Origin of the sequence: Actinomadura scrupuli, from assembly GCF_050971785.1 — a bacterium.
Taxonomy (GTDB): Bacteria; Actinomycetota; Actinomycetes; order Streptosporangiales; family Streptosporangiaceae; genus Actinomadura_E; species Actinomadura_E scrupuli.
Map to the genome: position 1 here is coordinate 323,761 of NZ_JBPCCU010000010.1, position 21,194 is coordinate 344,954.

Annotated in this window: 24 protein-coding genes and 1 pseudogene; 11 read left to right on the top strand and 14 right to left on the bottom strand. The window is 71.0% G+C overall.

The window, feature by feature from the left end:
• Positions 1–38: 38 nt before the first annotated feature.
• On the bottom strand, positions 39–311 hold the full coding sequence (locus tag ACRYCC_RS35745) for an antibiotic biosynthesis monooxygenase family protein (protein WP_433818373.1): 273 nt from the start codon (positions 309–311) through the stop codon (positions 39–41).
• 69 nt (positions 312–380) lie between these two features.
• Here ACRYCC_RS35745 and ACRYCC_RS35750 point away from each other — a divergent pair, with 69 nt between their 5' ends.
• From ACRYCC_RS35750 to ACRYCC_RS35770, 5 genes are read left to right on the top strand one after another with little or no spacing between them, the layout of a single operon-like run.
• Positions 381–677, top strand: coding sequence for a DUF6703 family protein (locus ACRYCC_RS35750; protein ID WP_433818375.1), 297 nt, complete (start codon positions 381–383; stop codon positions 675–677).
• Between the two features lie 32 nt (positions 678–709).
• Entirely contained in the window at positions 710–1,612 is a 903-nt protein-coding gene (locus tag ACRYCC_RS35755) for a metal ABC transporter substrate-binding protein (RefSeq protein WP_433818377.1), read from the top strand.
• The gene (locus ACRYCC_RS35760; protein ID WP_433818378.1) at positions 1,609–2,400 is read left to right on the top strand and encodes a metal ABC transporter ATP-binding protein; all 792 of its coding nucleotides are present in this window, start codon (positions 1,609–1,611) and stop codon (positions 2,398–2,400) included. Before ACRYCC_RS35755 ends, ACRYCC_RS35760 begins: the two co-directional genes overlap by 4 nt.
• Positions 2,401–2,405: 5 nt before the next feature.
• On the top strand, positions 2,406–3,299 hold the full coding sequence (locus ACRYCC_RS35765; protein ID WP_433818468.1) for a metal ABC transporter permease: 894 nt from the start codon (positions 2,406–2,408) through the stop codon (positions 3,297–3,299).
• Positions 3,296–3,673, top strand: a complete 378-nt coding sequence (locus tag ACRYCC_RS35770; protein WP_433818380.1) for a Fur family transcriptional regulator — start codon at positions 3,296–3,298, stop codon at positions 3,671–3,673. The genes ACRYCC_RS35765 and ACRYCC_RS35770 overlap by 4 nt, the downstream gene beginning before the upstream one ends.
• A gap of 33 nt (positions 3,674–3,706) precedes the next feature.
• Here ACRYCC_RS35770 and ACRYCC_RS35775 read toward each other — a convergent pair whose 3' ends face one another.
• Positions 3,707–4,549 carry an isoprenyl transferase gene (locus ACRYCC_RS35775; protein ID WP_433818381.1) on the bottom strand — a complete coding sequence of 281 codons (843 nt, stop codon included), beginning with the start codon at positions 4,547–4,549 and terminating at the stop codon, positions 3,707–3,709.
• Complete coding sequence (gene recO / locus ACRYCC_RS35780) at positions 4,546–5,334, bottom strand: DNA repair protein RecO (RefSeq protein WP_433818382.1); 789 nt, start codon at positions 5,332–5,334, stop codon at positions 4,546–4,548. Before recO ends, ACRYCC_RS35775 begins: the two co-directional genes overlap by 4 nt.
• 140 nt (positions 5,335–5,474) lie before the next feature.
• Here recO and ACRYCC_RS35785 point away from each other — a divergent pair, with 140 nt between their 5' ends.
• Positions 5,475–6,506, top strand: a complete 1,032-nt coding sequence (locus ACRYCC_RS35785) for a M4 family metallopeptidase (protein ID WP_433818383.1) — start codon at positions 5,475–5,477, stop codon at positions 6,504–6,506.
• Positions 6,503–6,751 carry a protealysin inhibitor emfourin gene (locus ACRYCC_RS35790; protein ID WP_433818385.1) on the top strand — a complete coding sequence of 83 codons (249 nt, stop codon included), beginning with the start codon at positions 6,503–6,505 and terminating at the stop codon, positions 6,749–6,751. Before ACRYCC_RS35785 ends, ACRYCC_RS35790 begins: the two co-directional genes overlap by 4 nt.
• Before the next feature lie 146 nt (positions 6,752–6,897).
• Here ACRYCC_RS35790 and leuA read toward each other — a convergent pair whose 3' ends face one another.
• The 11 genes and pseudogenes from leuA to ACRYCC_RS35845 all read right to left on the bottom strand — a co-directional run bounded on the left by leuA (position 6,898) and on the right by ACRYCC_RS35845 (position 17,492).
• Positions 6,898–8,619: a 2-isopropylmalate synthase gene (leuA, locus tag ACRYCC_RS35795; protein ID WP_433818386.1), complete on the bottom strand. Its 1,722-nt coding sequence runs from the start codon at positions 8,617–8,619 to the stop codon at positions 6,898–6,900.
• 229 nt (positions 8,620–8,848) lie between these two features.
• Positions 8,849–9,544, bottom strand: coding sequence for an urea ABC transporter ATP-binding subunit UrtE (urtE, locus tag ACRYCC_RS35800; protein ID WP_433818387.1), 696 nt, complete (start codon positions 9,542–9,544; stop codon positions 8,849–8,851).
• 34 nt (positions 9,545–9,578) lie between these two features.
• Positions 9,579–10,327: pseudogene (gene urtD / locus ACRYCC_RS35805) on the bottom strand (urea ABC transporter ATP-binding protein UrtD).
• Positions 10,324–11,421: an urea ABC transporter permease subunit UrtC gene (gene urtC, locus ACRYCC_RS35810; protein WP_433818389.1), complete on the bottom strand. Its 1,098-nt coding sequence runs from the start codon at positions 11,419–11,421 to the stop codon at positions 10,324–10,326. The pseudogene urtD and the gene urtC overlap by 4 nt, the downstream one beginning before the upstream one ends.
• On the bottom strand, positions 11,418–12,296 hold the full coding sequence (urtB, locus tag ACRYCC_RS35815; RefSeq protein WP_433818390.1) for an urea ABC transporter permease subunit UrtB: 879 nt from the start codon (positions 12,294–12,296) through the stop codon (positions 11,418–11,420). The genes urtC and urtB overlap by 4 nt, the downstream gene beginning before the upstream one ends.
• Before the next feature lie 33 nt (positions 12,297–12,329).
• On the bottom strand, positions 12,330–13,553 hold the full coding sequence (urtA, locus tag ACRYCC_RS35820; protein WP_433818391.1) for an urea ABC transporter substrate-binding protein: 1,224 nt from the start codon (positions 13,551–13,553) through the stop codon (positions 12,330–12,332).
• A 233-nt stretch (positions 13,554–13,786) separates the two neighbouring features.
• Complete coding sequence (ddaH, locus tag ACRYCC_RS35825) at positions 13,787–14,545, bottom strand: dimethylargininase (RefSeq protein WP_433818393.1); 759 nt, start codon at positions 14,543–14,545, stop codon at positions 13,787–13,789.
• A complete protein-coding gene (locus ACRYCC_RS35830; protein ID WP_433818394.1) occupies positions 14,542–15,156 on the bottom strand; it encodes a zinc ribbon domain-containing protein in 615 nt (204 codons plus the stop codon). Before ACRYCC_RS35830 ends, ddaH begins: the two co-directional genes overlap by 4 nt.
• Positions 15,157–15,264: 108 nt before the next feature.
• On the bottom strand, positions 15,265–16,233 hold the full coding sequence (gene era, locus ACRYCC_RS35835; protein WP_433818469.1) for a GTPase Era: 969 nt from the start codon (positions 16,231–16,233) through the stop codon (positions 15,265–15,267).
• A 63-nt stretch (positions 16,234–16,296) separates the two neighbouring features.
• Positions 16,297–16,953, bottom strand: coding sequence for a hypothetical protein (locus tag ACRYCC_RS35840; RefSeq protein WP_433818395.1), 657 nt, complete (start codon positions 16,951–16,953; stop codon positions 16,297–16,299).
• Positions 16,950–17,492, bottom strand: coding sequence for a SigE family RNA polymerase sigma factor (locus ACRYCC_RS35845; protein ID WP_433818396.1), 543 nt, complete (start codon positions 17,490–17,492; stop codon positions 16,950–16,952). The genes ACRYCC_RS35840 and ACRYCC_RS35845 overlap by 4 nt, the downstream gene beginning before the upstream one ends.
• A gap of 360 nt (positions 17,493–17,852) precedes the next feature.
• Here ACRYCC_RS35845 and ACRYCC_RS35850 point away from each other — a divergent pair, with 360 nt between their 5' ends.
• The 4 genes from ACRYCC_RS35850 to ACRYCC_RS35865 all read left to right on the top strand — a co-directional run bounded on the left by ACRYCC_RS35850 (position 17,853) and on the right by ACRYCC_RS35865 (position 21,182).
• Complete coding sequence (locus tag ACRYCC_RS35850; RefSeq protein ID WP_433818470.1) at positions 17,853–18,203, top strand: histidine triad nucleotide-binding protein; 351 nt, start codon at positions 17,853–17,855, stop codon at positions 18,201–18,203.
• Positions 18,204–18,323: 120 nt separating this feature from the next.
• Positions 18,324–19,379, top strand: a complete 1,056-nt coding sequence (locus ACRYCC_RS35855; protein ID WP_433818397.1) for a PhoH family protein — start codon at positions 18,324–18,326, stop codon at positions 19,377–19,379.
• A gap of 6 nt (positions 19,380–19,385) precedes the next feature.
• Complete coding sequence (gene ybeY, locus ACRYCC_RS35860) at positions 19,386–19,865, top strand: rRNA maturation RNase YbeY (protein WP_433818398.1); 480 nt, start codon at positions 19,386–19,388, stop codon at positions 19,863–19,865.
• Between the two features lie 9 nt (positions 19,866–19,874).
• Positions 19,875–21,182, top strand: a complete 1,308-nt coding sequence (locus ACRYCC_RS35865; RefSeq protein WP_433818399.1) for a hemolysin family protein — start codon at positions 19,875–19,877, stop codon at positions 21,180–21,182.
• The last annotated feature ends 12 nt before the right edge of the window (positions 21,183–21,194 follow it).

Genomic DNA, 21,194 nt, shown 5'->3' on the forward strand with positions numbered 1-21,194 from the left:
TCTTTCACCGGGCCTTGGCCCGGTCTTGATCGGGGAGCTCAGGCGATGATCTCGAAGGCGCCCGGTTCGTCGACGGCCCCCGCCGACATCGGTATGACCAGCATGCGCACTTCGCCGAGGGCCCGGCGGTAGAAGCCCGCGCCCTCCCATTCGGTGTACATGACCCACAGCTCGGGATCGTCGGCGGCGCGGCCGAGCCGGCCGGACCGGTGCCCCCGGCACGCCGAGAACGCCTCGAGGACGGCGCGGGCCTGGCCGGCGAAGACCTCGGCCTCGTCGGCGGGGACCCGGTACCGGGTTATCGCGATCACGAGCCCATCCTCGCACCCGGCCGGGGCCGGTTCGGCGCGGGCACCGGCCCGGGGCATACGGTGGCGTCCATGTCTGCGAATCGAGGGCTCCGGGCCCGGGTGGAGCGGAGCAGCGCGACCCCGATGGTCTACCTTCACCAGCTTCCGCGCTGGGCACTGCCGGTCACCATGGGAATCCTGCTGCTCATCGGCATGGTGGTCACCGGCTGGCCCGGCGCCGTCGCGCTGCTGGTGCTCGCCGTCTTCCTGGGCTGGTTCGCCTACCTGTCCTGGCCGAGCCTCGACGCGGGCGGGCGGCTGCTCAGGCTGGCCGCGCTCGGGGTGCTGCTGCTCTTCGCCGCGGGTCACATCCTCCGGCAGTTTTGACAATCGTTTTCATCTTCATTCACACTATAGGGGTGTTTAGTACTAGAGGTCTGATACCCGGCGCCCTGCTCACCCTGCTGCTGGCGTGCACCGCGGCCTGCGGCGGGAGCGGCGCGGCCGCTTCCGGCAAGCCACAGGTGATCGGCTCGTTCTATCCGCTGGCCTGGCTGGCCGAGCGGGTCGGCGGCGGGAACGCCGCCGTCACCACGCTGACCAAGCCCGGCACCGAGCCGCACGATCTGGAGCTGACGCCCCGGCAGATCGTGGACGTCGGCAAGGCCCGGCTCGTGGTCTACCTCAAGGACCTCCAGCCCGCTGTCGACCAGGCGGTCGCCGAGCACGCCCGCACGTCCTCGCTCGACGCGGCCTCGCTGGTGAAGACCCTCCCGGCGGCCGGCACCGAGCAGCGACCGGGGCACCACGACCCCCACCTCTGGCTGGACCCGAGCCGGCTGGCCACCGTGGCGACGACCCTGGGCGAGCGGCTGGCCCGGATCGACCCGGCGCACGCCACGGCGTACCGGGCCAACGCCCGCACGCTGACGGGTGAGCTGACGGCGCTCGACGGAGAGTTCCGCGCCGGGCTCGCCACCTGCACGCAGAAGACCATCGTCACCAGTCACGCCGCCTTCGGCTATCTCGCCGAGCGTTACGGCCTGACCCAGGTGCCGGTCAGCGGGATCGACCCGGAGGCCGAGCCGTCGCCCAAGCGGCTGGCCGAGCTCACCCGGCAGATCCGCCGGACCGGGGTCACCACGGTCTTCACCGAGACCCTGGTCAGCCCGAAGGTCGCCCAGACCCTCGCCCAGGAGGCCGGGGTGCGGACCGCGACGCTCGACCCGATCGAGGGGCTGCCGCAGGGGTCCAGGGACGACTACGCCTCGGTGATGCGGCACAACCTCACGACGCTGCGCACCGCCCTGGACTGCTCATGATGGCGCCCGCCGGGGCACCGGCCCCCGTCTTCGCCATGACCGGCGGCCGCGTCCGGCTGGACGGCCGCGAGGTGCTGCGCGGCATCGACCTGCGGGTCGGGCCCGGTGAGGTGGTCGCCCTCCTCGGCCCAAACGGCTCGGGCAAGTCCACCCTGGTCCGGGCCCTGCTCGGGCTGGTCCCGCTCGCGGCCGGGCGGACCGAGATCTACGGTGCGGTGCCGTCGAGGTTCCGGCAGTGGGAACGCGTCGGGTACGTCCCGCAGCGGCTGACCGTGGGCGGCGGGGTCCCCGCCACGGTCCGGGAGGTCGTCTCCTCCGGGCGGATCGCCCGGCAGTCCCGGTTCCGGCCGTTCTCGGCCGCCGACCGGGCGGCGGTCCAGCGGGCGCTGGAGACCGTCGGGATGGCGGACCGCGCCCGGGACCCGGCCCACCAGCTGTCCGGCGGCCAGCAGCAGCGGGTCCTGATCGCCCGTGCCCTGGCCGGCGAGCCGGACGCCTTCGTCATGGACGAGCCCACGGCCGGCGTCGACGCGGCGAGCCAGCAGGCCCTCGCGGAGACCCTGCGCGAGCTGGTCGGCCAGGGCCGCACTCTCGTCCTGGTCGCCCACGAGCTGGGGCCGATGGAGCCGATGATCACCAGGGCCGTGGTGCTGGACGCCGGCCGGATCGCGCACGAGGGCGCCCCGCCCGCCCCGGAGGGCGAGTGCGCCGCTCCCGGCCACGAGCACCTGCATCCGCACGGGCCGGCCGCCGGCCCCTCATCGCTCACCACCTGGGAGCCCGCGTGACCGGCCTGCTGGAGATCCTCGACTACGACTTCATGCGCCGCGCGCTGCTCGCCGCGGTGCTCATCGGCGTCGCCGCCCCGGTCGTCGGCACGTTCATCGTGCAGCGCAAGCTGGCCCTGCTCGGCGACGGCATCGGTCACATCGCCCTCACCGGGGTCGCCCTGGGGCTCATCACCAGCACGTCGCCGGTGCTCACCGCGGTCGTGGTGTCGGCGCTGGGCGCCGTCGCCATCGAGGTGCTGCGGGCCCGTGGCCGCACCGGGGCCGACGTGGCGCTCGCCCTGCTCTTCTACGGCGGCATCGCCGGGGGCGTGCTGCTCACCAATCTCGCGCCGGGGGGCAGCACGGCCAACCTGCTGGGCTACCTGTTCGGGTCGATCAGCAGCGTCTCCTCCCACGACCTGTACGTCATCGTGGCGCTGGCCGCCGGCGTCCTGGTGGTGATGGGCGTGTTCGGGCGGGAGCTGTTCCTGCTCTGCCAGGACGAGGAGGTCGCCCGGGCCAGCGGCCTGCCGGTGCGGTTCCTGAGCCTGCTGCTGGCGGTGACCGCGGCGATGACCGTCGTGATCGCCATGCGCGTCGTGGGGCTGCTGCTGGTGAGCGCGCTGATGGTGGTCCCGGTGGCCGCCGCCCAGCAGATCACCCGGGGGTTCAAGACCACCGTCGGGCTGGCCATGGTCTTCGGTGTGTTCTCCGCCGTGGGCGGCCTGTACGCCGGTTTCCAGCGCGACCTGTCCCCCGGGCCCGCGATCGTGCTGCTCGCACTCGCCCTGTTCATGGTGGCCGTGACGGCGGGGCGGCTGCTCCGCCGCGGGCGAACGGCCGCCGACGACCGGCAGCGAGCGGCTCCGCCGCCGGATGCCGGGGCAGTAGATTCAGGGGCGGAGGTGGGAAGGTGACGACACGGCAGGACACGGTGCGGCGAGCGCTCGCGGCCAGCGCGGGCTTCCGCAGCGCACAGGACATCTTCGCCGACCTGCGCGCCGAAGGCTCCAAAATCGGCCTGACCACGGTCTACCGGGCGTTGCAGGCGCTCAGCGACTCCGGCGAGGTCGACGTCCTGCGCACCGACGACGGCGAGGCCGTCTACCGCGCGTGCGCGACCGAGGAACACCATCACCATCTGGTCTGCCGCAGCTGCGGCCGCACGGTGGAGGTCGAGGGGCCCGCCGTGGAACGCTGGGCGGAGGCCGTCGGAGCCGAGCACGGCTTCATCGGCGTCACGCACACCGTCGAGGTATTCGGCATCTGCCCCGGCTGCGCCGCGGGCTGACCCGGCACCCGGGCGAGGCCGGCCCCGGCGGGATCAGCCCCGGGCGGCCTGCCCGTTGACCTGCCCGTTCTGCCCGTCGATCCGGGCGTCCACTCCGGGCAGCTCGTTCGGCACGGCTCCGCCGTAACGCCGGTCCCGGCCGGCGTACACCTCGCAGGCATGCCAGAGGTGGCGCCGGTCGAAGTCCGGCCACAGGGTGTCCTGGAAGACCAGCTCCGCGTACGCCGACTGCCAGACCATGTAGTTGGAGGTGCGCTGCTCGCCCGAGGGCCGCAGGAAGAGGTCGACCTCGGGGATCTCCGGCTGGTACAGGTAGCGGGCGAAGACCTTCTCGCTGATCTTGTCCGGGTTGAGCCGGCCGGCCACGACGTCACGGGCGATCGCCGCCGCCGCGTCCGCGATCTCGGCCCGGCCGCCGTAGTTCACGCAGAACTGCAGGGTCAGCACGTCGTTGCCGCGCGTCATCCGCTCGGCGTCCTCGAGCTCGCTGATGACGCTGCGCCACAGCTTCGGCCGGCGGCCGGCCCAGCGCACCCGTACGCCCATGTCGTTCAGCTGGTCGCGGCGGCGGCGGATGACGTCCCGGTTGAAGCCCATGAGGAAGCGCACCTCGTCGGGTGAGCGCTTCCAGTTCTCGGTGGAGAAGGCGTACGCCGACAGGTAGGGGACGCCCAGCTCGATCGCCCCCATGATCACGTCGAAGAGGGCGTACTCCCCCATCTTGTGGCCCTCGGTGCGAGGCAGCCCGCGCTGCTTGGCCCACCGCCCGTTGCCGTCCATCACGATGGCCACGTGCCGGGGCACGAACTCCTTCGGTATCGCCGGCGGCCGGGCACCGCTGGGGTGCGGATCCGGCGGCGAAACGGCCCTGCTCACACCGACTCCCTGTCCTTCGTGATTCCGGCGTCCGGCGGTGTCCGGGGACGCGGTGACTCCCGTTCCACATGCCTGAGCGACCTGATCCCGTGTTCGAGGTGCCACTGCAGATAGGCGGCGACGAGGCCGCTGCACTCTACCCGGTGGCGGGGTTCGCTCTCGTCGGCGTGCCCCCACTCCCCGCGCAGCAGCGCCAGCATCAGCTCGAAGGTGGGCGAGGCCGGGGTGGCCGCGCCCGGCTGGCGGCAGGAGCCGCAGACCGCACCGCCCGCCGAGATCAGGAAGGCCTTGAGCCCGCCCCGGACCCCGCAGCGGGCGCACTCGTCCAGCGCCGGCGCCCACCCCGCGACCGACAGCGAGCGCAGCAGGTAGGCGTCCAGCACCAGGCGTGGATCGTGGCTCGCCTCCACCAGCGTCCGCAGCCCCCCGACGAGCAGCAGGAACTGGCGCAGCGCGGGCTCCTTCTCCTCGCTGGTGAGCTTCTCCGCGGTCTCCAGCATCGCGGTGCCCGCGGTGTAGCGCGGATAGTCCGCCACGAGCGGCCCGCCGTAGGGCCGGATCGTCTCCGCCTGCGTGATCAGGTCGAGCGAGCGCCGTTCATACAGCTGCACGTCGACATGGGAGAACGGCTCCAGCCGGGCCCCGAACCGCGACTTGGTCTTGCGCACCCCCTTGGCCGCCGCCCGCACCCGGCCGGTGCGCCGGGTCAGCAGCGTCACGATGCGATCGGCCTCGCCCAGCTTCTGGGTGCGCAGGACGATGCCTTCGTCGCGGTAGAGGGTCACCGGATCATTGTCCCCCACCGGACCGGCGGGCCGGGACACCACCCATCGCGTCCGGCCGCCGACGGATCGCGACCGGTTCCGGTCCCACGGACTCGGCCGGATCTGTGGCTTGAATCACCGTTGGATGGCAGCGTGGACCCATGAGATGCACGATCGTTCCCCCCCACATCCTGGAGCGGGTCGCCACGCGCAGCACCGACCCGGAGCTCCGAGATCTCGCACGCCGGTCCCTCATCACGGACACGGCACAGCGCACCGAGCGCCGCATGACGCTCGTCGCGCCCGTCGCGGCGGTCGAGGCCGCCGCCGAACCCGACCGGACCATCAAGGACGCCAAGAACCTGGAGGAGATGCCTGGCCAGACCGTGCGCAAGGAGGGCGGCGCCCCGACCGGCGACGAGGTCGTCGACCAGAACTACGACTGGCTCGGCGCCACCTTCACCTTCTACTCGGAGGTCTACGGCCGCAACTCCATCGACGGCGCGGGGCTGCCGATGATCTCGACGGTGCACTACGGCAGCGGCTACGACAACGCCTTCTGGAACGGCGAGCAGATGGTGTACGGCGACGGTGACGGCACGCTGTTCCTCGCCTTCACCGGGCCGCTCGACGTCACCGGGCACGAGCTCACCCACGGGGTCACCCAGTACACCGCGGAGCTGGAGTACTACGGCCAGTCCGGTGCGCTCAACGAGTCGCTCTCGGACGTCTTCGGCTCACTGATCAAGCAGCACCACCTCGGCCAGACCAGCGACGACGCCGACTGGCTGATCGGCGCGGGCCTGCTCGCGCCGGGGGTCAACGGGGTGGCGCTGCGCTCCATGAAGGAGCCGGGCACCGCCTACGACGACCCCCAGCTGGGCAAGGACCCGCAGCCCGGGCACATGGACCAGTTCGTGCACACCTACCGCGACAACGGCGGGGTGCACATCAACTCCGGCATCCCCAACCGGGCCTTCTACCTGGCCGCCGCGGAGCTCGGGGGCAACGCCTGGGAGAAGGCCGGCCAGATCTGGTACGACACGCTCACGGGCGGGTCACTGACCTCCAGCGCGGACTTCGCCGCGTTCGCGGCGGCCACGGTGGCGACGGCGACGCGGTTGTACGGCCCGTCGAGCACCGAGGCCGGCGCGGTACGGGACGCCTGGGCGGGGGTAGGCGTCACGACATGAAGGTGACCGTGGTCCGAACCGGTGGATTCGCCGGGATCGAGCGGCGCGGGGAGGCCGACACGACCTCCGATCCGGTCCTGTGCGGGCTCGTCTCGCGGGTCGATCTCGACGCGATCCCGCAACCCGGCCGGGTCCCGGACCAATTCCTCTACGAGATAGACGTCGATGGACGCACGGTGGTCGTCGGAGAGAACCGGCTGACCGGTCCGCTGCGGGAGCTCGTCCATCACGTCCTGGCGCACTAGCGCGCCGCACGGGGCCGCGGCCACCGGGCCGCGGCGCACCGGCGGGCGCGAATGCGATGGGCCTCGGCCGCGAGATCGTCACGGCCGAGGCCCATGCAGCGGCCACGCCCGGTGGTTCACACCGTCATGACCGAGTTCTCGGGTGTTCAGATTCGGGCGGCCCGGTTGATCGCCGACAGCACGGCCTTCAGTGAGGCGGTGACGATGTTGGCGTCGACGCCGACCCCCCACAGCACCTTGCCGCCGACCTGGCACTCCACGTAGGCGGCGGCCTTGGCGTCGCCGCCCGAGCTCAGCGCGTGCTCGTTGTAGTCCAGCACGCGTACGTCGACGCCTACCGTCGCCAGCGCGGTGACGAACGCCGAGATCGGCCCGTTGCCGACGCCCTCGATCTCGCGGATCTCACCGTCGACCCGGACGTCGACGTTGAGGAGGTACTTCGCGCCGCGCCCGGTCGCGGCGTCGCCCTGCGAGGACGCGCGGTGCGCCAGCAGCCCGATCCGGGCGCCGTTGCGGAGGTACTCGCCCTCGAAGATCTCCCACATCCGGTCGGCGGTGACCTCGCCGCCCTCGGAGTCGGTGTGGTCCTGGACCACCCGGGAGAACTCGATCTGCAGCCGGCGCGGCAGGTCCATGGAGTGCTCGGCCTGCATGATGTAGGCCACGCCGCCCTTGCCGGACTGGCTGTTGACGCGGATGACCGCCTCGTAGGTGCGTCCCACGTCGTGCGGGTCGATGGGCAGGTAGGGCAGCTGCCAGCGGACCTGCTCCACCGGCACGCCCGCCGCGGCGGCGTCGGCGTCGAGGGCCGCGAAGCCCTTCTTGATGGCGTCCTGGTGCGAGCCGGAGAACGAGGTGTAGACCAGGTCGCCGGCGTACGGGTGCCGCTCGTGCACCGGGATCTGGTTGCAGTACTCGACGGTACGGCGGATCTCGTCGATGTCGGAGAAGTCGATCTGCGGGTCGACGCCCTGGGAGAAGAGGTTCATGCCCAGCGTCACCAGGCAGACGTTGCCGGTGCGCTCGCCGTTGCCGAACAGGCAGCCCTCGACCCGGTCGGCGCCGGCCATGACCGCCAGCTCCGCGGAGGCGACGGCGGTGCCCCGGTCGTTGTGCGGGTGCACCGACAGGGCCACGTGCTCACGCCGGGTCAGGGTGCGGCTCATCCACTCGATCTGGTCGGCGTAGACGTTGGGAGTGGAACGCTCGATGGTGGACGGCAGGTTGATGACGATCTCCCGGCCCGGTCCGGGCTGCCACACGTCCATCACCGCCTCGCAGACCTCGGCGGCGAACTCCAGCTCGGTGTCGATGAAGATCTCGGGCGAGTACTCGTAGCCGAAGTCGGTGCCGCCCAGGTACTCTTCGGCGAACTTCATGACGTGCTCGGTGCCCCGGACCGCCAGGGCCTTGCACTCGTCCTGGTCGATGTCGAACACCACCCGGCGGAACAGCGGCGCGGTGGCGTTGTAGAGGTGCACGGTGGCCTGCGCGGCACCGGCCAGCGACTGCACGGTCCGCTCGATCAGCTCCTCGCGGGCCTGGGTCAGCACCGAGATGCGCACGTCGTCGGGGACCCTGTCCTGCTCGATGAGCTGCCGGACGAAGTCGAAGTCGGTCTGGCTGGCCGCCGGGAACCCGACCTCGATCTCCTTGTAACCCATGCGGACCAGCAGCTCGAACATCTTCAGCTTGCGGTCCGGGCTCATCGGGTCGATCAGTGCCTGGTTGCCGTCGCGCAGGTCGGTGGAGAGCCAGCGCGGGGCCTTGGTGATCGTGTTGCCGGGCCAGGTGCGGTCGGGCAGATGAACCGCGGGATGGGGGCGGTAGCGCTCGATGGGCATGCCGCTGGGTCGCTGCGCGAACATTGAAGTGGTGCTCCCTCTGGGTGGCGTTCCTGCGGCCGACGGGCGCGTCACAGTCCCGCGACGAGGGAGCCGACCTTTTACAGGCCCCCGCCGCGGCGCCTAAGGAGGAGCAGCTCGCAGAACACGGTCCAAAGGTAACAGACATCGCCCGTGCCCCGGCAATCGAGACACGACCAGACCCGGACACCCCACCCTTCCCGTCCGTGATCATGCACGGACGGGGTGGGGATCAGATCGCGAGGAGGCGTTTGACCTTGTCGTCGCGGAGGTCCTCGGCCGAGCCGGAGTGCTGGACGACGCCGCCTTCGAGGATCACGAAGGCGTCGGCCAGCCGCAGGGCGAGCTCCAGGTACTGCTCGACCAGCAGCACCGAGATCCCCTTCTCGCGGTGCAGCCGCTCGATGGCCTCCTCGATCTCGATGACGATCGACGGCTGGATGCCCTCGGTCGGCTCGTCCAGGATGAGCATCCGCGGCCGGGTCACCAGCGCCCGGGCGATGGCCAGCTGCTGCTGCTGGCCGCCGGACAGGAATCCGGACCGGCGCTTGAGCAGCCCGGTGAGCCGCGGGAAGACCTCGAGGGCCTCGTCGATCGCGGCCCGGTCCCGATGGCCGGTCGCCTCCAACGTCACCTGGAGGTTCTCCCAGACCGTGAGCTGCGGGAAGGTCTCGTGGCCCTGCGGGACGTAGCCCATGCCGAGCCGCACGCGCTCGAAGGTCTTCATCCGGGTGACGTCCCTGCCGTCGAACACCACCGTGCCGGCGGCCGGCGCCAGCACTCCCATGATCGAGTTGAGCAGGGTCGTCTTGCCGACGCCGTTGCGGCCCATCACGCACATCAGCGCCCCGGCGGGCACGGACACGTCCACGCCGAACAGCACGCGGGCCCGGCCGTACGCCGCCTCCAGTCCGGTGACCTCCAGCATCAGGCGCCCGCCCTCTCGTCCCTCGTGCCCGCGCTCACGCCGCCCTCTCGTCCCTGGACCGGCCCAGATAGACCTCCTGTACGCGGGGGTCGGCCTGGACGGTGGCGACGTCGCCCTCGACCAGGACCGCGCCCTCGTGCAGGACCGTGACCTGCGAGGCGTACCGCCGCAGGAACTCCATGTCGTGCTCGACCACGATCACCGTGTGGTCCTTGGCGATCTCGGTGAGCAGCTCTCCGGTGCGCTCGCGCTCGTCCTGGCTCATCCCGGCCACCGGCTCGTCCAGGAGCAGCAGCCTGGGCTGCTGGGCGATGAGCATGCCGATCTCCAGCCACTGCCGCTGGCCGTGCGAGAGCACCCCGCGGGACGGTCCGCGAGGTCACCGAGGCCGATGGTCTCCAAAGCGGCCGCCACCGCGGCGGAGACGGCCCGGCGCTGCCGCAGCAGCGTGACCAGGGGGCGGCGGAAGCTCGCGGCCAGGTCGAGGTTCTCCACCACCGTCAGCTCCTCGAAGACCACCGAGGTCTGGAAGGTCCGGCCGATGCCCAGCCGCACGATCCGGTGCTCCTTGCGGCCGACCAGTGACGTGCCGCCGAAGGTGACCGAGCCCGCGGCGGGCTTGGTCAACCCGGTGATCACGTCGATGAGCGTGGTCTTGCCCGCGCCGTTGGGGCCGATCAGGAACCGCAGCTCGCCGCTGTCGACGGTGAGGTCGATCCCGTTGACGGCCCGGAACCCGTCGAAGACGACCTCCAGCCCGCGGATCTCCAGCAGGGCGCTCATACCGTGGCCACCTCCTCGGTGAGCTCCGCCGGCGCGGCCTGCTCCGGCGGGGGCCTGCGGCGCCGCCGGGTGATCACTTCGCCGAGCCGGGCGGCGAGACCGACCACGCCCCTGGGCGCCAGCATGATGACGAGGATGAACATGAAGCCCTGCAGGTAGACCCAGCCGCCGGGGTACTGCTCGCTGAAGGTGGTGTGCGCCCAGTTCAGCAGCACCCCGCCCAGCACCGCCCCGCCCAGCGCGAACCGGCCGCCGATCGCCACCGCGACGACCAGCTCGATCGACGGCACCACGCCCAGCAGCGACGGCGAGATGATGCCGACCACCGGCACGTAGAGGGCACCGGCGATGCCGGCCATCGCGGCCGAGACCGCGAAGGTGATCGTCTTGACGGTGGCCGGGTTGTAGCCGAGGAACCGGACCCGGTCCTCACCGTCGCGGACGGCCACCAGCAGCCGGCCGAACCGGCTCTTCACCAGCTGCCGGGCGAGCAGGTAGAGCAGGCCCAGCACGACCGCCACGACGAAGTACAGGATCCGCTTGGTGCCGTCCTCCTCCGGGTCGTACCCGAAGACGTCGTAGAAGTGGGTGAGGCCGTTGGTGCCGCCGGTCAGCCCCTGCTGGCCGACCAGCCAGATGACGAAGGCGGCGGCGAGGGCCTGGCTGAGGATCGCGAAGTACGCCCCCCGGACCCGCTGCCGGAACACCAGCAGGCCCAGCAGCACCGCGGCCAGCACCGGCACCACGACCGCGGCGGCGATCGCCACCACCGGGCTGGAGAACGGCTTCCACAGCAGCGGGAGCCGCTCCACCCCGCTCCACACCATGAAGTCGGGCAGCGCGCCCGGCCCGGCGTCGTGCAGTTTGAGGTACATCGCCATCGAGTAGCCGCCGAGGCCGAAGAACACCCCCTGGCCCAGGGTCAGCATGCCGCCCTGGCCCCAGGCCAGCCCGATGCCGAGCGCGGCGATGGCGAAGCAGAGGTACTTCGCCAGCAGCCCGAGCCGGAAGGGGTCCAGGGCCACCGGCGCGACCGCCAGCACCAGCAGGGCCACCACCGCGAACAGCGCGTACCCGCGCAGCCGGGCGCTCATGTCAGCGCCCGGGTGCGCAGGACGAACAGGCCCTGCGGTCGGGCCTGCAGGAAGGCCACGATGCCCGCGAACACGATCACCTTGGCCAGGCTGGCGTCGGTCCAGAACTCGGCGTAGGAGTTGAGCAGCCCGAGGGTCAGCGCGGCGATGACCGCCCCGCGCAGCTGGCCCAGCCCGCCGGCCACCACCACGAGGAAGGCGTCGACGATGTAGTAGGTGCCGAGGTTGGGGCCGATGGGGCCGATCAGCGTGAGCGCGACCCCCGCGATCCCGGCCAGCCCGGAGCCGATGAAGAAGGTCAGCTGGTCGACCCGCGCGGTGTTGACGCCGCTGCACGCGGCGAGCTGGCGGTTCTGCATGACCGACCGCATCCGGCGGCCCTGCCGCGAGCGGTTCATGTACGCCCAGACGGCGATCACGGAGAGCACCGCCAGGGCCAGGATGAACAGCCGGGTGTTGGGGAACCGCGCGCCGAACATCTTCACCCCGCCGCCCAGCCAGGCCGGCGCGAGCACCTGGACGTTGGGGGCACCGAAGAGATCACGTGCGAGCTGCTGGAGGACCAGGCTGACCCCCCAGGTGAGCAGCAGGGTGTCCAGCGGTCTTCCGTAGAACCGGCGGATGGCCACCCGCTCCAGGATCAGGCCCATCGTGCCGGCGATGACGAACGCCACCGGCAGCGCGACCGGGACCGCCGCCCGGCCGGTCCAGTCCTGCAGCATGTACGCCGTGTACGCGCCGGTCATGATGAACTCGCCGTGGGCCATGTTGATCACGCCCATCTGGCCGAACGTGAAGGTCAGGCCCAGTGCGATCAGCAGCAGCACCGCGGCGATGCTGAGGCCGATCGGCAGCTGACTCGCGAATGCGTCCATGTGAGCTCCTCGGTGCCCCCCTCTCGCGCGGTGTCAGGACAGCCCGGTGGCCCAGGGGTAGCCCTTCAGGTACGGGTCCGGCTGGATCGGCTTGCCGGAGTTCCAGACCTCCTTGATCGTGCCGTCCTTCTGGATGACGCCGATGCGGGCGGTCTTGAACATGTGGTGGTTCGCGCCGTCGATGGTGACCTTGCCCTCGGGCAGGTCCATGGAGATGCCGCCGGCGGCCTTCTTGACGGCCTCGACCTCGGTGGTGCCGGCCTTCTTGACCGCCGCCGCCCACAGGTGGACCGCGTTGTAGCCGGCCTCCATCGGGTCGGAGGTCACCTTGTCGGCGCCGTACTTGGCCTTGAACGCCTTGACGAACGTGTCGTTGGTCCTGCCCGGGGTCGTCTGGTAGTAGTTCCAGGCCACGAGCTGGCCGGCGATGTTGTCGACGCCGATGCCCTTGACCTCCTCCTCGGCGATGCTCACCGACATGACCGGCAGCGAGCCGGCGGTGGCCCCGACGCTCTTCAGCTGCTTGAAGAAGGCCACATTGCTGTCGCCGTTCAGGGTATTGAAAACGGCGTCGGGCTTCGCCTGCATGACCTTGTTGACGAGCGTGCTGTATTCGGTGGTGCCGAGCGGCGTGTACTCCTCACCCAGAATGGACAGCCCGTTCGCCTTCGCATAGGCCTTGATCTCCTTATTGGCGGTACGCGGGAAAACGTAGTCGCTACCCACCAGGAAGATCTTCTTCTTGCCCTTTTCCTTCAGATAGTCGAGCCCGGGGATAATCTGCTGATTGGTGGTGGCGCCGGTGTAATAGATGTACGGCGAGCTCTCCAGCCCCTCGTACTGCACGGGGTACCACAGCAGTGCCTTGTTGCGCTCGAAGACGGGGAGCATCGCCTTGCGGCTGGCCGAGGTCCAGCCGCCGAAGACCGTGGCGACCTTGTCCTTCCTGATGAGCTTCTGCGCCTTCTCGGCGAAGGTCGGCCAGTCGGAGGCGCCGTCCTCGACGACCGGCTGGAGTTTCTTGCCGAGCACACCGCCGGCGGCGTTGATCTCTTCGATCGCCATGAGTTCGGAGTTCTTGACGGTCACCTCGCTGATGGCCATCGTGCCGCTCAGTGAGTGGAGAACGCCGACCTTGATGGTGTGACCGCTCGATGCGGTGCCGCCGTCCTCTTTCTTTTCCCCGCCGCACGCGGTCAGCGTCAGCGCCGATACCGCGACCACCGAAATGACGGCCCGCCAGGATGTTCTGTGCAAGTTCCACTCCCTTACAGATGCGACCCCGCACTGCTTTCTGGCCACAAGTCTGCTGAGGGAGATTTCCGGGAATCATCCGACGTGTTAATTGAGCACTACCAACTCCTCACGGCTGGCACGTTCCACCGTGAAAGATGCCCATATACCGGCCCGGACGACAAAGAAGGTTGCCAGATAATGGCATAGCGACAGGTCAGCCCGCCGCACCGGCAGCCGCCCGGATGAACGGCCGGTTAACCGGGGATGAGCACGCTGAGGCAGGTCACGCAGGCCTCCAGCGCCTCGAACTCGCTGATGTCCACGACGGTGACCCGCAGGCCCTCGGCACGCAGCCGCTCGGCGGTGCGCGGCGCGGACGCGGCCAGGAGCACGTGGTCCTCGCCGAGGATCAGCACGTGCGCCCCGGACGGCTCGGGCGCCACCCGCAGCCCGGGCAGCACCGAGGTGTCCACCAGGTCGGGCAGGCCGATCAGGGTCCCGTCCGGCAGCGCGGTCATCGCGCTCTTCAGGTGCAGGCAGCCGCTGACCTCGACCGGGACCACCCGGCGGCCGACTCCGCCGAGGACCCGGGCGAGCTGGCAGACCGCGTCCTCGTTGGTGCGGCCCGAGCGGCCGACGTAGACGGTGTCGCCGACCTGCAGCACGTCTCCGCCGTCCAGCGTGCCGGGCGCGTCGATCAGCACGACCTCCAGACCCAGGTCGCGCACGGCCTTCTCGGTGCCGGGCACCTCCGCGCGGCGCTCCGCGGCCCCCGAGCGGCCCAGGACGGCCAGCTCCCCGCAGACCACGACGGTGTCCTCGACGAACGGCGCGTCGGGCAGGTCGTCGGCCGGGGTGACGATCCGTACCCGCCAGCCGGCGTCCTCCAGCGCGGCGACGTAGGCCTCGTGCTGCGCGGCGGCCAGCACGGGGTCGACGGGCCGCCGGTCGATGTGGGTGACGAGCCCGTCGGCCAGCCGCGGGCCGGGCGGGCGGACCAGAGCGGTCTTCATCGGGCCGCCTCCCGCTCGACCAGCGCGATCACTCCGGAGACCTGGACCCGGGTGAGGTGGAGGTCGGCCCCCGCCACCAGCAGGGTCTCCCGCTCCGACTCGGTCAGCGGGCCGTCGATCAGGGCGATCCGGACCACCTCGGCGAAGAAGTTCTCCCGCGCCTCGGGCGCCAGCGCCGACGACGCCCGGGACAGCTCGGTCCGGACCTCCTCGAAGGGACGTACCAGGTCCCGGTCGAGGGCGGCGTCGTCGTAGCCGTGGTCCCCGGCCTCGCGCACCACGGCCAGCGCCCGCTCGCGGGCGTCGCGGTGGGTGACGTCCCCGGCCCGCAGGACCTCGGAGATCGCCGTCCGCAGCACCATCGCCGGCATCGCCGTCAGCTGGGCGGTGGTCGGCACCTGGAGCACCGCGACGTCGTAGCGGCTGTGGCACACCGAGCACTCGACGAACTCGCCGGTCTTGTTCAGCGGGATGACCGGGATGAAGAAGAGGGTGAAGAAGCGCCTGCCGGAGCGCCTGCGGTACTGGCGGTCCACACCGCAGTGCGGGCAGTGGAACAGCCCGTCACCCAGCGTGGAGAAGATCACACGCAGTCCGAAAATGATGATCAAAACGACCTCCGGCGTCACTACTGCCTCTGCACAAACTACCGATCCTGGCGCAGCATCGCGGCAAACGTTGGACATTTCACCCGAGAAGGTAAAGCCAGCCGCCCGCGATCAGTCGTAGAACCCCAGGCGCCGCAGCTGTTTGGGGTCACGCTGCCAGTCCTTGGCGACCTTGATCCGCAGGTCCAGGAAGACCTTGGTGCCGAGCAGCGCCTCGATCTGCTTGCGGGCCCGGGTGCCGACGTCCTTGAGCCGCTCGCCCTTGTGCCCGATCAGGATGCCCTTCTGGCTGGGCCGCTCGACGAACAGGTGCGCGTAGATGTCGATCAGGTCGTCCCTGCCCTCGCGCGGTGCCATGTCGTCGACCACCACGGCGATCGAGTGCGGCAGCTCGTCGCGTACGCCCTCGAGCGCGGCCTCCCGGATCAGCTCCGCGGCCAGCAGCTGCTCGGGCTCGTCGGTCAGGTCGCCCTCCGGGTAGAGCGGCATCCCGCCGGGCAGGTGGCTCACCAGCACGTCGGAGACGACGTCGAGCTGGTACGGGCCCCCGCCGCGCTCCCCCTCGGGCCGGCCCACCGCCGAGGCGGGCACGATGTCGGCCCACGGCCCCAGCCGACCGACGGCCAGCAGCTGCTCGGCGAGCTGCTGCCGGGAGGCCAGGTCGGCCTTGGTCACGATGGCCACGACCGGGGTCCGGCCCACGTTGGCGAGCTCACGGGCGATGAACTTGTCGCCGGGGCCGACCGGCTGGTCGGCGGGGATGCAGAAGCCGATCACGTCGACCTCGGTCAGCGTGGAGCGGACCAGGCTGTCCAGCCGCTCCCCCAGCAGGGTGCGCGGCTTGTGCAGCCCGGGGGTGTCCACGATGATCAGCTGCGCGTCGGGCCGGTGCACGATGCCCCGGATGGCCCGCCGGGTCGTCTGCGGACGGCTGCTCGTGATGGCCACCTTCGTGCCGACGAGGGCGTTCATGAGGGTGGACTTGCCCACGTTGGGCCGTCCGATGAAGCAGGCGAACCCGGAACGGAAGCCCTCACTCGAGCCTTGGGTCGGAGTCGTTGGCGATATCACGATGTCGATTCTCGCCTACCGGGCGGAGCGCGTCGGCCAGCGGCGCCCGCGGCGCCGCCGGCCGGACGGGCGTCAGGGCTCCGGCTGCGGCGGCGCGGGCTCGGTCTCCGGCGGCACGGTGGGGGTCACCGGCGGCGTCACCTCGGGCGTCGACGGCTCCGGGGTGGGCGTCACCGTCACCGGCGGCTGCGGGCAGGTCGGCGACGCGGCGACGCGCTTGCCCAGGGTGACCCCCGGCGTGGCACGGGGCTCGGTCTTACCGCCGGCCGTGGCCGTTCCCGCGCAGTTCGTGACCCCGGGCACCGGGGTGGGCGTCGGCGTCACCGCGGTGGTGGGCCGGGGGGACGTCTGGCCGCCGGGATAGGGCGGGTTCTGCCGTCCGCTGGTGGGGCCGCCGTCCGGACCGCCGCCCTGCCGCGGCCTGTCGTCCGCGGCCGGGCCGCGGTCTCCGGCGGAGGTGATGCCGTGGATGGCCGGGGGCGCGGACACCGCCAGCAGCGCGACGAAGGCGGCGGCCCCCGCGGCCAGCACCGGACGCGACCACGACTCGCCGAACCAGGCGCGGCGCAGCCGCCACGACCCGCCCGGCGCGGCCACCGGGCCCCGGCGCCGGTCCGCGATCCGCTCCCGGATGCGTTCGAGCCCGTCGGGGGCGGGCATGACCGAGTCGGCCTCCGCGTGCAGGGCGCGGCGGAGGATCTCGCCGTGCTCTTCGAAGGGGTCGATCATGACAGTTGCTCCAGAACGTTACGGAGCGCGGCCATTCCGCGCGCCGTATGACTCTTGACGGCCCCTCGGCTGATGCCCATCGCGTGGGCTATCTCGGCCTCGGAGAAATCGGCGTAGTAACGCAGGACGAGCGCTTCCCGCTGCCGGGTGGGCAGCGAGCCGAGCGCCTTGATGACCGCGGTGCGTTCCAGCTCCACGATCGCCCCGTGCTCGGCGCTCTGCGCGTCGGGCAGACCCTTGGGCGCGTACTTCTCCACCACCGCGCGGTGCCGCAGCACCGACCGCGCCCGGTTGACCACGGACTGCCGGAGATAGGACAGCGCCTTCTCCGGGTCGCGCAGCCGCCGCCAGCCGCCGTGCATGGCGATGAACGCGTCCTGGACCACCTCCTCGGCGGTCGCGACGTCGCGTACGAGCAGTGCGGCCAGACGCACGAGGGAGCGGTAGTTCGCGCTGTACAGCGCGGTCACCGCTTGATCGGCATCCCAGGCGATGGCCACCGCCCCCGCCGTACCCCTGGCCACGAGGGTTTCGGTCACATCAGTGGGACGCGCGCCCTCGTCGTCCGGTTTACCAAAGGGCATTCCCTGTCTCGCCTCGGTCACCTATCGGCCGCCCCTACCGTCCTTCCGCCACCTTCTCGCCGGTGGCGCAGGTACGGCGTCGATGGACGAACCCGACGGTCGTCGGCAGCCGGGCCGGGCACACCAGGTGTCCGACAGCGGTGCCCGCGAGCCGGGGGGTTCGCTGCCCTGCAACCTTAACCAGAGGGGGACCCGTCGCGCCGGGGGTGCGCCTCGCCCCGGCCAAAAATGATCGGCGGGCGCCGGTCTCGGTAACATGCGCTGTCTCATCGAAGCGCGCCTGGACGTGGTGGAGGGGCCGGCATGACACAAGGCTTGACCGAGGCGGACTGCCTGTTCTGCAAGATCGTGTCCGGCGAGGTGCCGGCCGAGATCGTGCGCGACTCGGGGCGGACCCTGGCGTTCCGCGACATCAACCCGCAGGCCCCCACGCACGTGCTGGTGATCCCCAAGGACCACCATCCGACCGTGAACGGGCTGGCCATCGCGGATCCCGGGCTGCTCGCCGAGGTGCTGCGGGAGGCGCACGAGGTCGCCGCCGGCGACGGCACCGCCGCGACCGGCTACCGGGTGGTCTTCAACACCGGCCCCCAGGCCGGGCAGACCGTCTTCCACGTGCACGCCCACGTACTGGGCGGCCGGGGCCTGGGCTGGCCGCCCGGCTGACCGGCCGGGAATCCGCAGGCGGGAACCCCCGTCACGCCAGTAGCATGAACACAAGAGCACACTGGACAGGAACCAATCGATCTCTGAGAGTCTGGGGCGAAGAGGCCATAAGGCCGGCAGATGGTTGAATCAACGCGTCCCGCGCGTAAGCGAAACAACACCGCGCGGCCACAGATCAAGATCGTGATGCCGGATGACCATTCCATGGTCGGCCTGCTCGGATCCCGTGACGAGCTCCTCGACGTGATCGAGAGCGCTTTCCACAGTGACATCCACGTCCGGGGCAACGAGATCACCGTCACCGGCACCGGGCCGGAGACCGAGCTCGTCGCGAAGCTGTTCGAGGCGCTCGGCGTGCTGGTCGAGAGCGGCGCCGACCTCACTCCCGACGCGGTTGAGCGCAGCATCGCCATGCTCCGCGCCGAGGGCTCCGAGAGCCCCGCCGAGGTGCTCAACCTCGACGTGCTGTCGGCGCGCGGCCGGACGATCCGCCCCAAGACGCTCAACCAGAAGCGGTACGTCGACGCCATCGACAAGTTCACGATCGTGTTCGGCATCGGCCCCGCGGGCACCGGCAAGACCTATCTCGCCATGGCCAAGGCCATCCGCGCGCTGCAGGACAAGAAGGTCAACCGGATCATCCTGACCCGCCCCGCGGTCGAGGCCGGCGAGCGGCTGGGATTCCTGCCCGGCACCCTCTACGAGAAGATCGACCCGTACCTCCGGCCCCTGTACGACGCGCTGCACGACATGATCGACCCGGACTCGATCCCGCGGCTGATGGCCGCCGGCACGATCGAGGTGGCGCCGCTGGCGTACATGCGCGGCCGGACCCTCAACGACGCCTTCATCATCCTCGACGAGGCCCAGAACACCTCCGCCGAGCAGATGAAGATGTTCCTGACCCGGCTGGGCTTCGGCTCCAAGGTCGTGGTCACCGGTGACGTCACCCAGGTGGACCTGCCCAGCGGGCAGGAGAGCGGCCTGCAGGTCGTCCAGGGCATCCTGGAGGGCGTCGGCGACATCCACTTCTCCCGGCTGGACAGCCACGACGTCGTACGCCACAAGCTGGTCGGCGACATCGTCGACGCCTACGGGCGCTACGACGAGGCCAGGTCGGCGCAGGGCATCAAGCCGGGACCGGCGGCCCGCGGGTCGCACAAGCGGGGGCGTTAGAAGATCATGAGCATCGAGGTGCTGAACGAGTCGGGTGTGCCGATCGACGAGGAGGGGCTCGTCGAGCTGGCCCGGCATGTGCTGGACGGCATGCAGATCCACCCGCTGGCCGAGCTGTCGCTGCTGCTGGTGGACGAGGCGGCGATGAGCGAGCTCAACGAGAAGTGGATGGGCGAGCCCGGGCCCACCGACGTGCTGGCGTTCCCGATGGACGAGCTGCGCCCCGGCCACCTGTCCGGCGGTACCGACGACGACGACGCGCCCGACCCGGGGCTGCTCGGCGATGTCGTGCTCTGCCCGGCGGTCGCCGCCCGGCAGGCCGAGCAGGCCGGTCACGACACCGCCGGCGAGCTGCGGATGCTCTGCACCCACGGGATCCTCCACCTGCTCGGCTACGACCACGCCGAGCCGGAGGAGCACAAGGAGATGTTCGGGCTCCAGGCCGAGCTGCTGACCGCATGGCAGGAGAAACACCCGGCCGGGTGATCATCCACCATGACGACTTCCCAGACCTGGCTCCTGGCCGGTGCCGCCTTCCTGGTGGCCGTCGCCGGCCTCATCGCCAGCGTGGAGACCGCGCTCACCCGGGTCTCCCGGGTCCGGGTCGGTGACCTGGCGCGCGACGGCAGGCCCGGGTCGCGCCGGCTCGCCGCGGTCGTCGCGGACCCGGCCCGCTACCTCAACCTGCTGCTCCTGCTACGAATGAGCTGCGAGCTCGCGGCCACCGTGATCGTCGCCGACCTGTGCATCGGCTGGCTCGACGAGACCTGGCGGGCGTACGTCACCGCCGCCGTGATCATGATCGTGGTGAGCTACGTGGCGGTGGGCGTGGCCCCCCGCACGCTGGGCCGCCAGCACGCCGACCGGGTGGCGCTCGCCGGGGCCGCGGTGATCCATCCGGTGGCGCGGGTGCTGGGCCCGCTGCCGCAGCTGCTGATCCTGCTGGGCAACGCGCTCACCCCGGGCAAGGGCTTCCGGGAGGGGCCGTTCGCCTCCGAGGCGGAGCTGCGCGACCTGGTGGACCTGGCCGAGCAGCGCCGGCTGATCGAGCCGGACGAGCGCGAGATGATTCACTCGGTCTTCGAGCTGGGCGACACCCTCGTCCGCGAGGTCATGGTGCCGCGCACCGACATCGTCTTCATCGAGCGCGACAAGACGCTCCGGCAGGCCCTGGCCCTGTCGCTGCGCAGCGGCTTCTCCCGCATCCCGGTCGTCGGTGAGAACGAGGACGACGTCATCGGCATCGCCTACCTCAAGGACATCGTGCGGCGCAGCCACGAGTACCACGACGGCGAGTCGGTGGAGACCGTGGAGTCGGTGATGCGGCCCGCGACGTACGTCCCCGACAGCAAGCCCGTCAACGAGCTGCTGCGCGAGATGCAGGCCCGCCAGATCCATCTCGCCGTGGTGATCGACGAGTACGGCGGGACCGCCGGGCTGGTCACCATCGAGGACATCCTCGAGGAGATCGTGGGCGAGATCGCCGACGAGTACGACGTCGAGGCGCCCCGGGTCGAGCACCTCGCCGACGGGGCCGTACGGGTGACGGCCCGGCTGACCGTGGAGGAGCTCGCCGAGCTCTTCGACGTGGAGATCGAGGTCGAGGACGTGGAGACGGTGGGCGGGCTGCTCGCGCACGCGCTGGGCCGGGTCCCGATCGCCGGGTCGACGGCCACCGTCGCCGGGCTGACCCTCACCGCCGAGAGCATCGCCGGGCGGCGCAACCAGATCGGCACCGTCCTGGTGGACCGGGTCGTACCCGCGATCGACGCCTCCTCCGAGGACCTCGAAGCCACGTCGTGACCCACCGGTTCC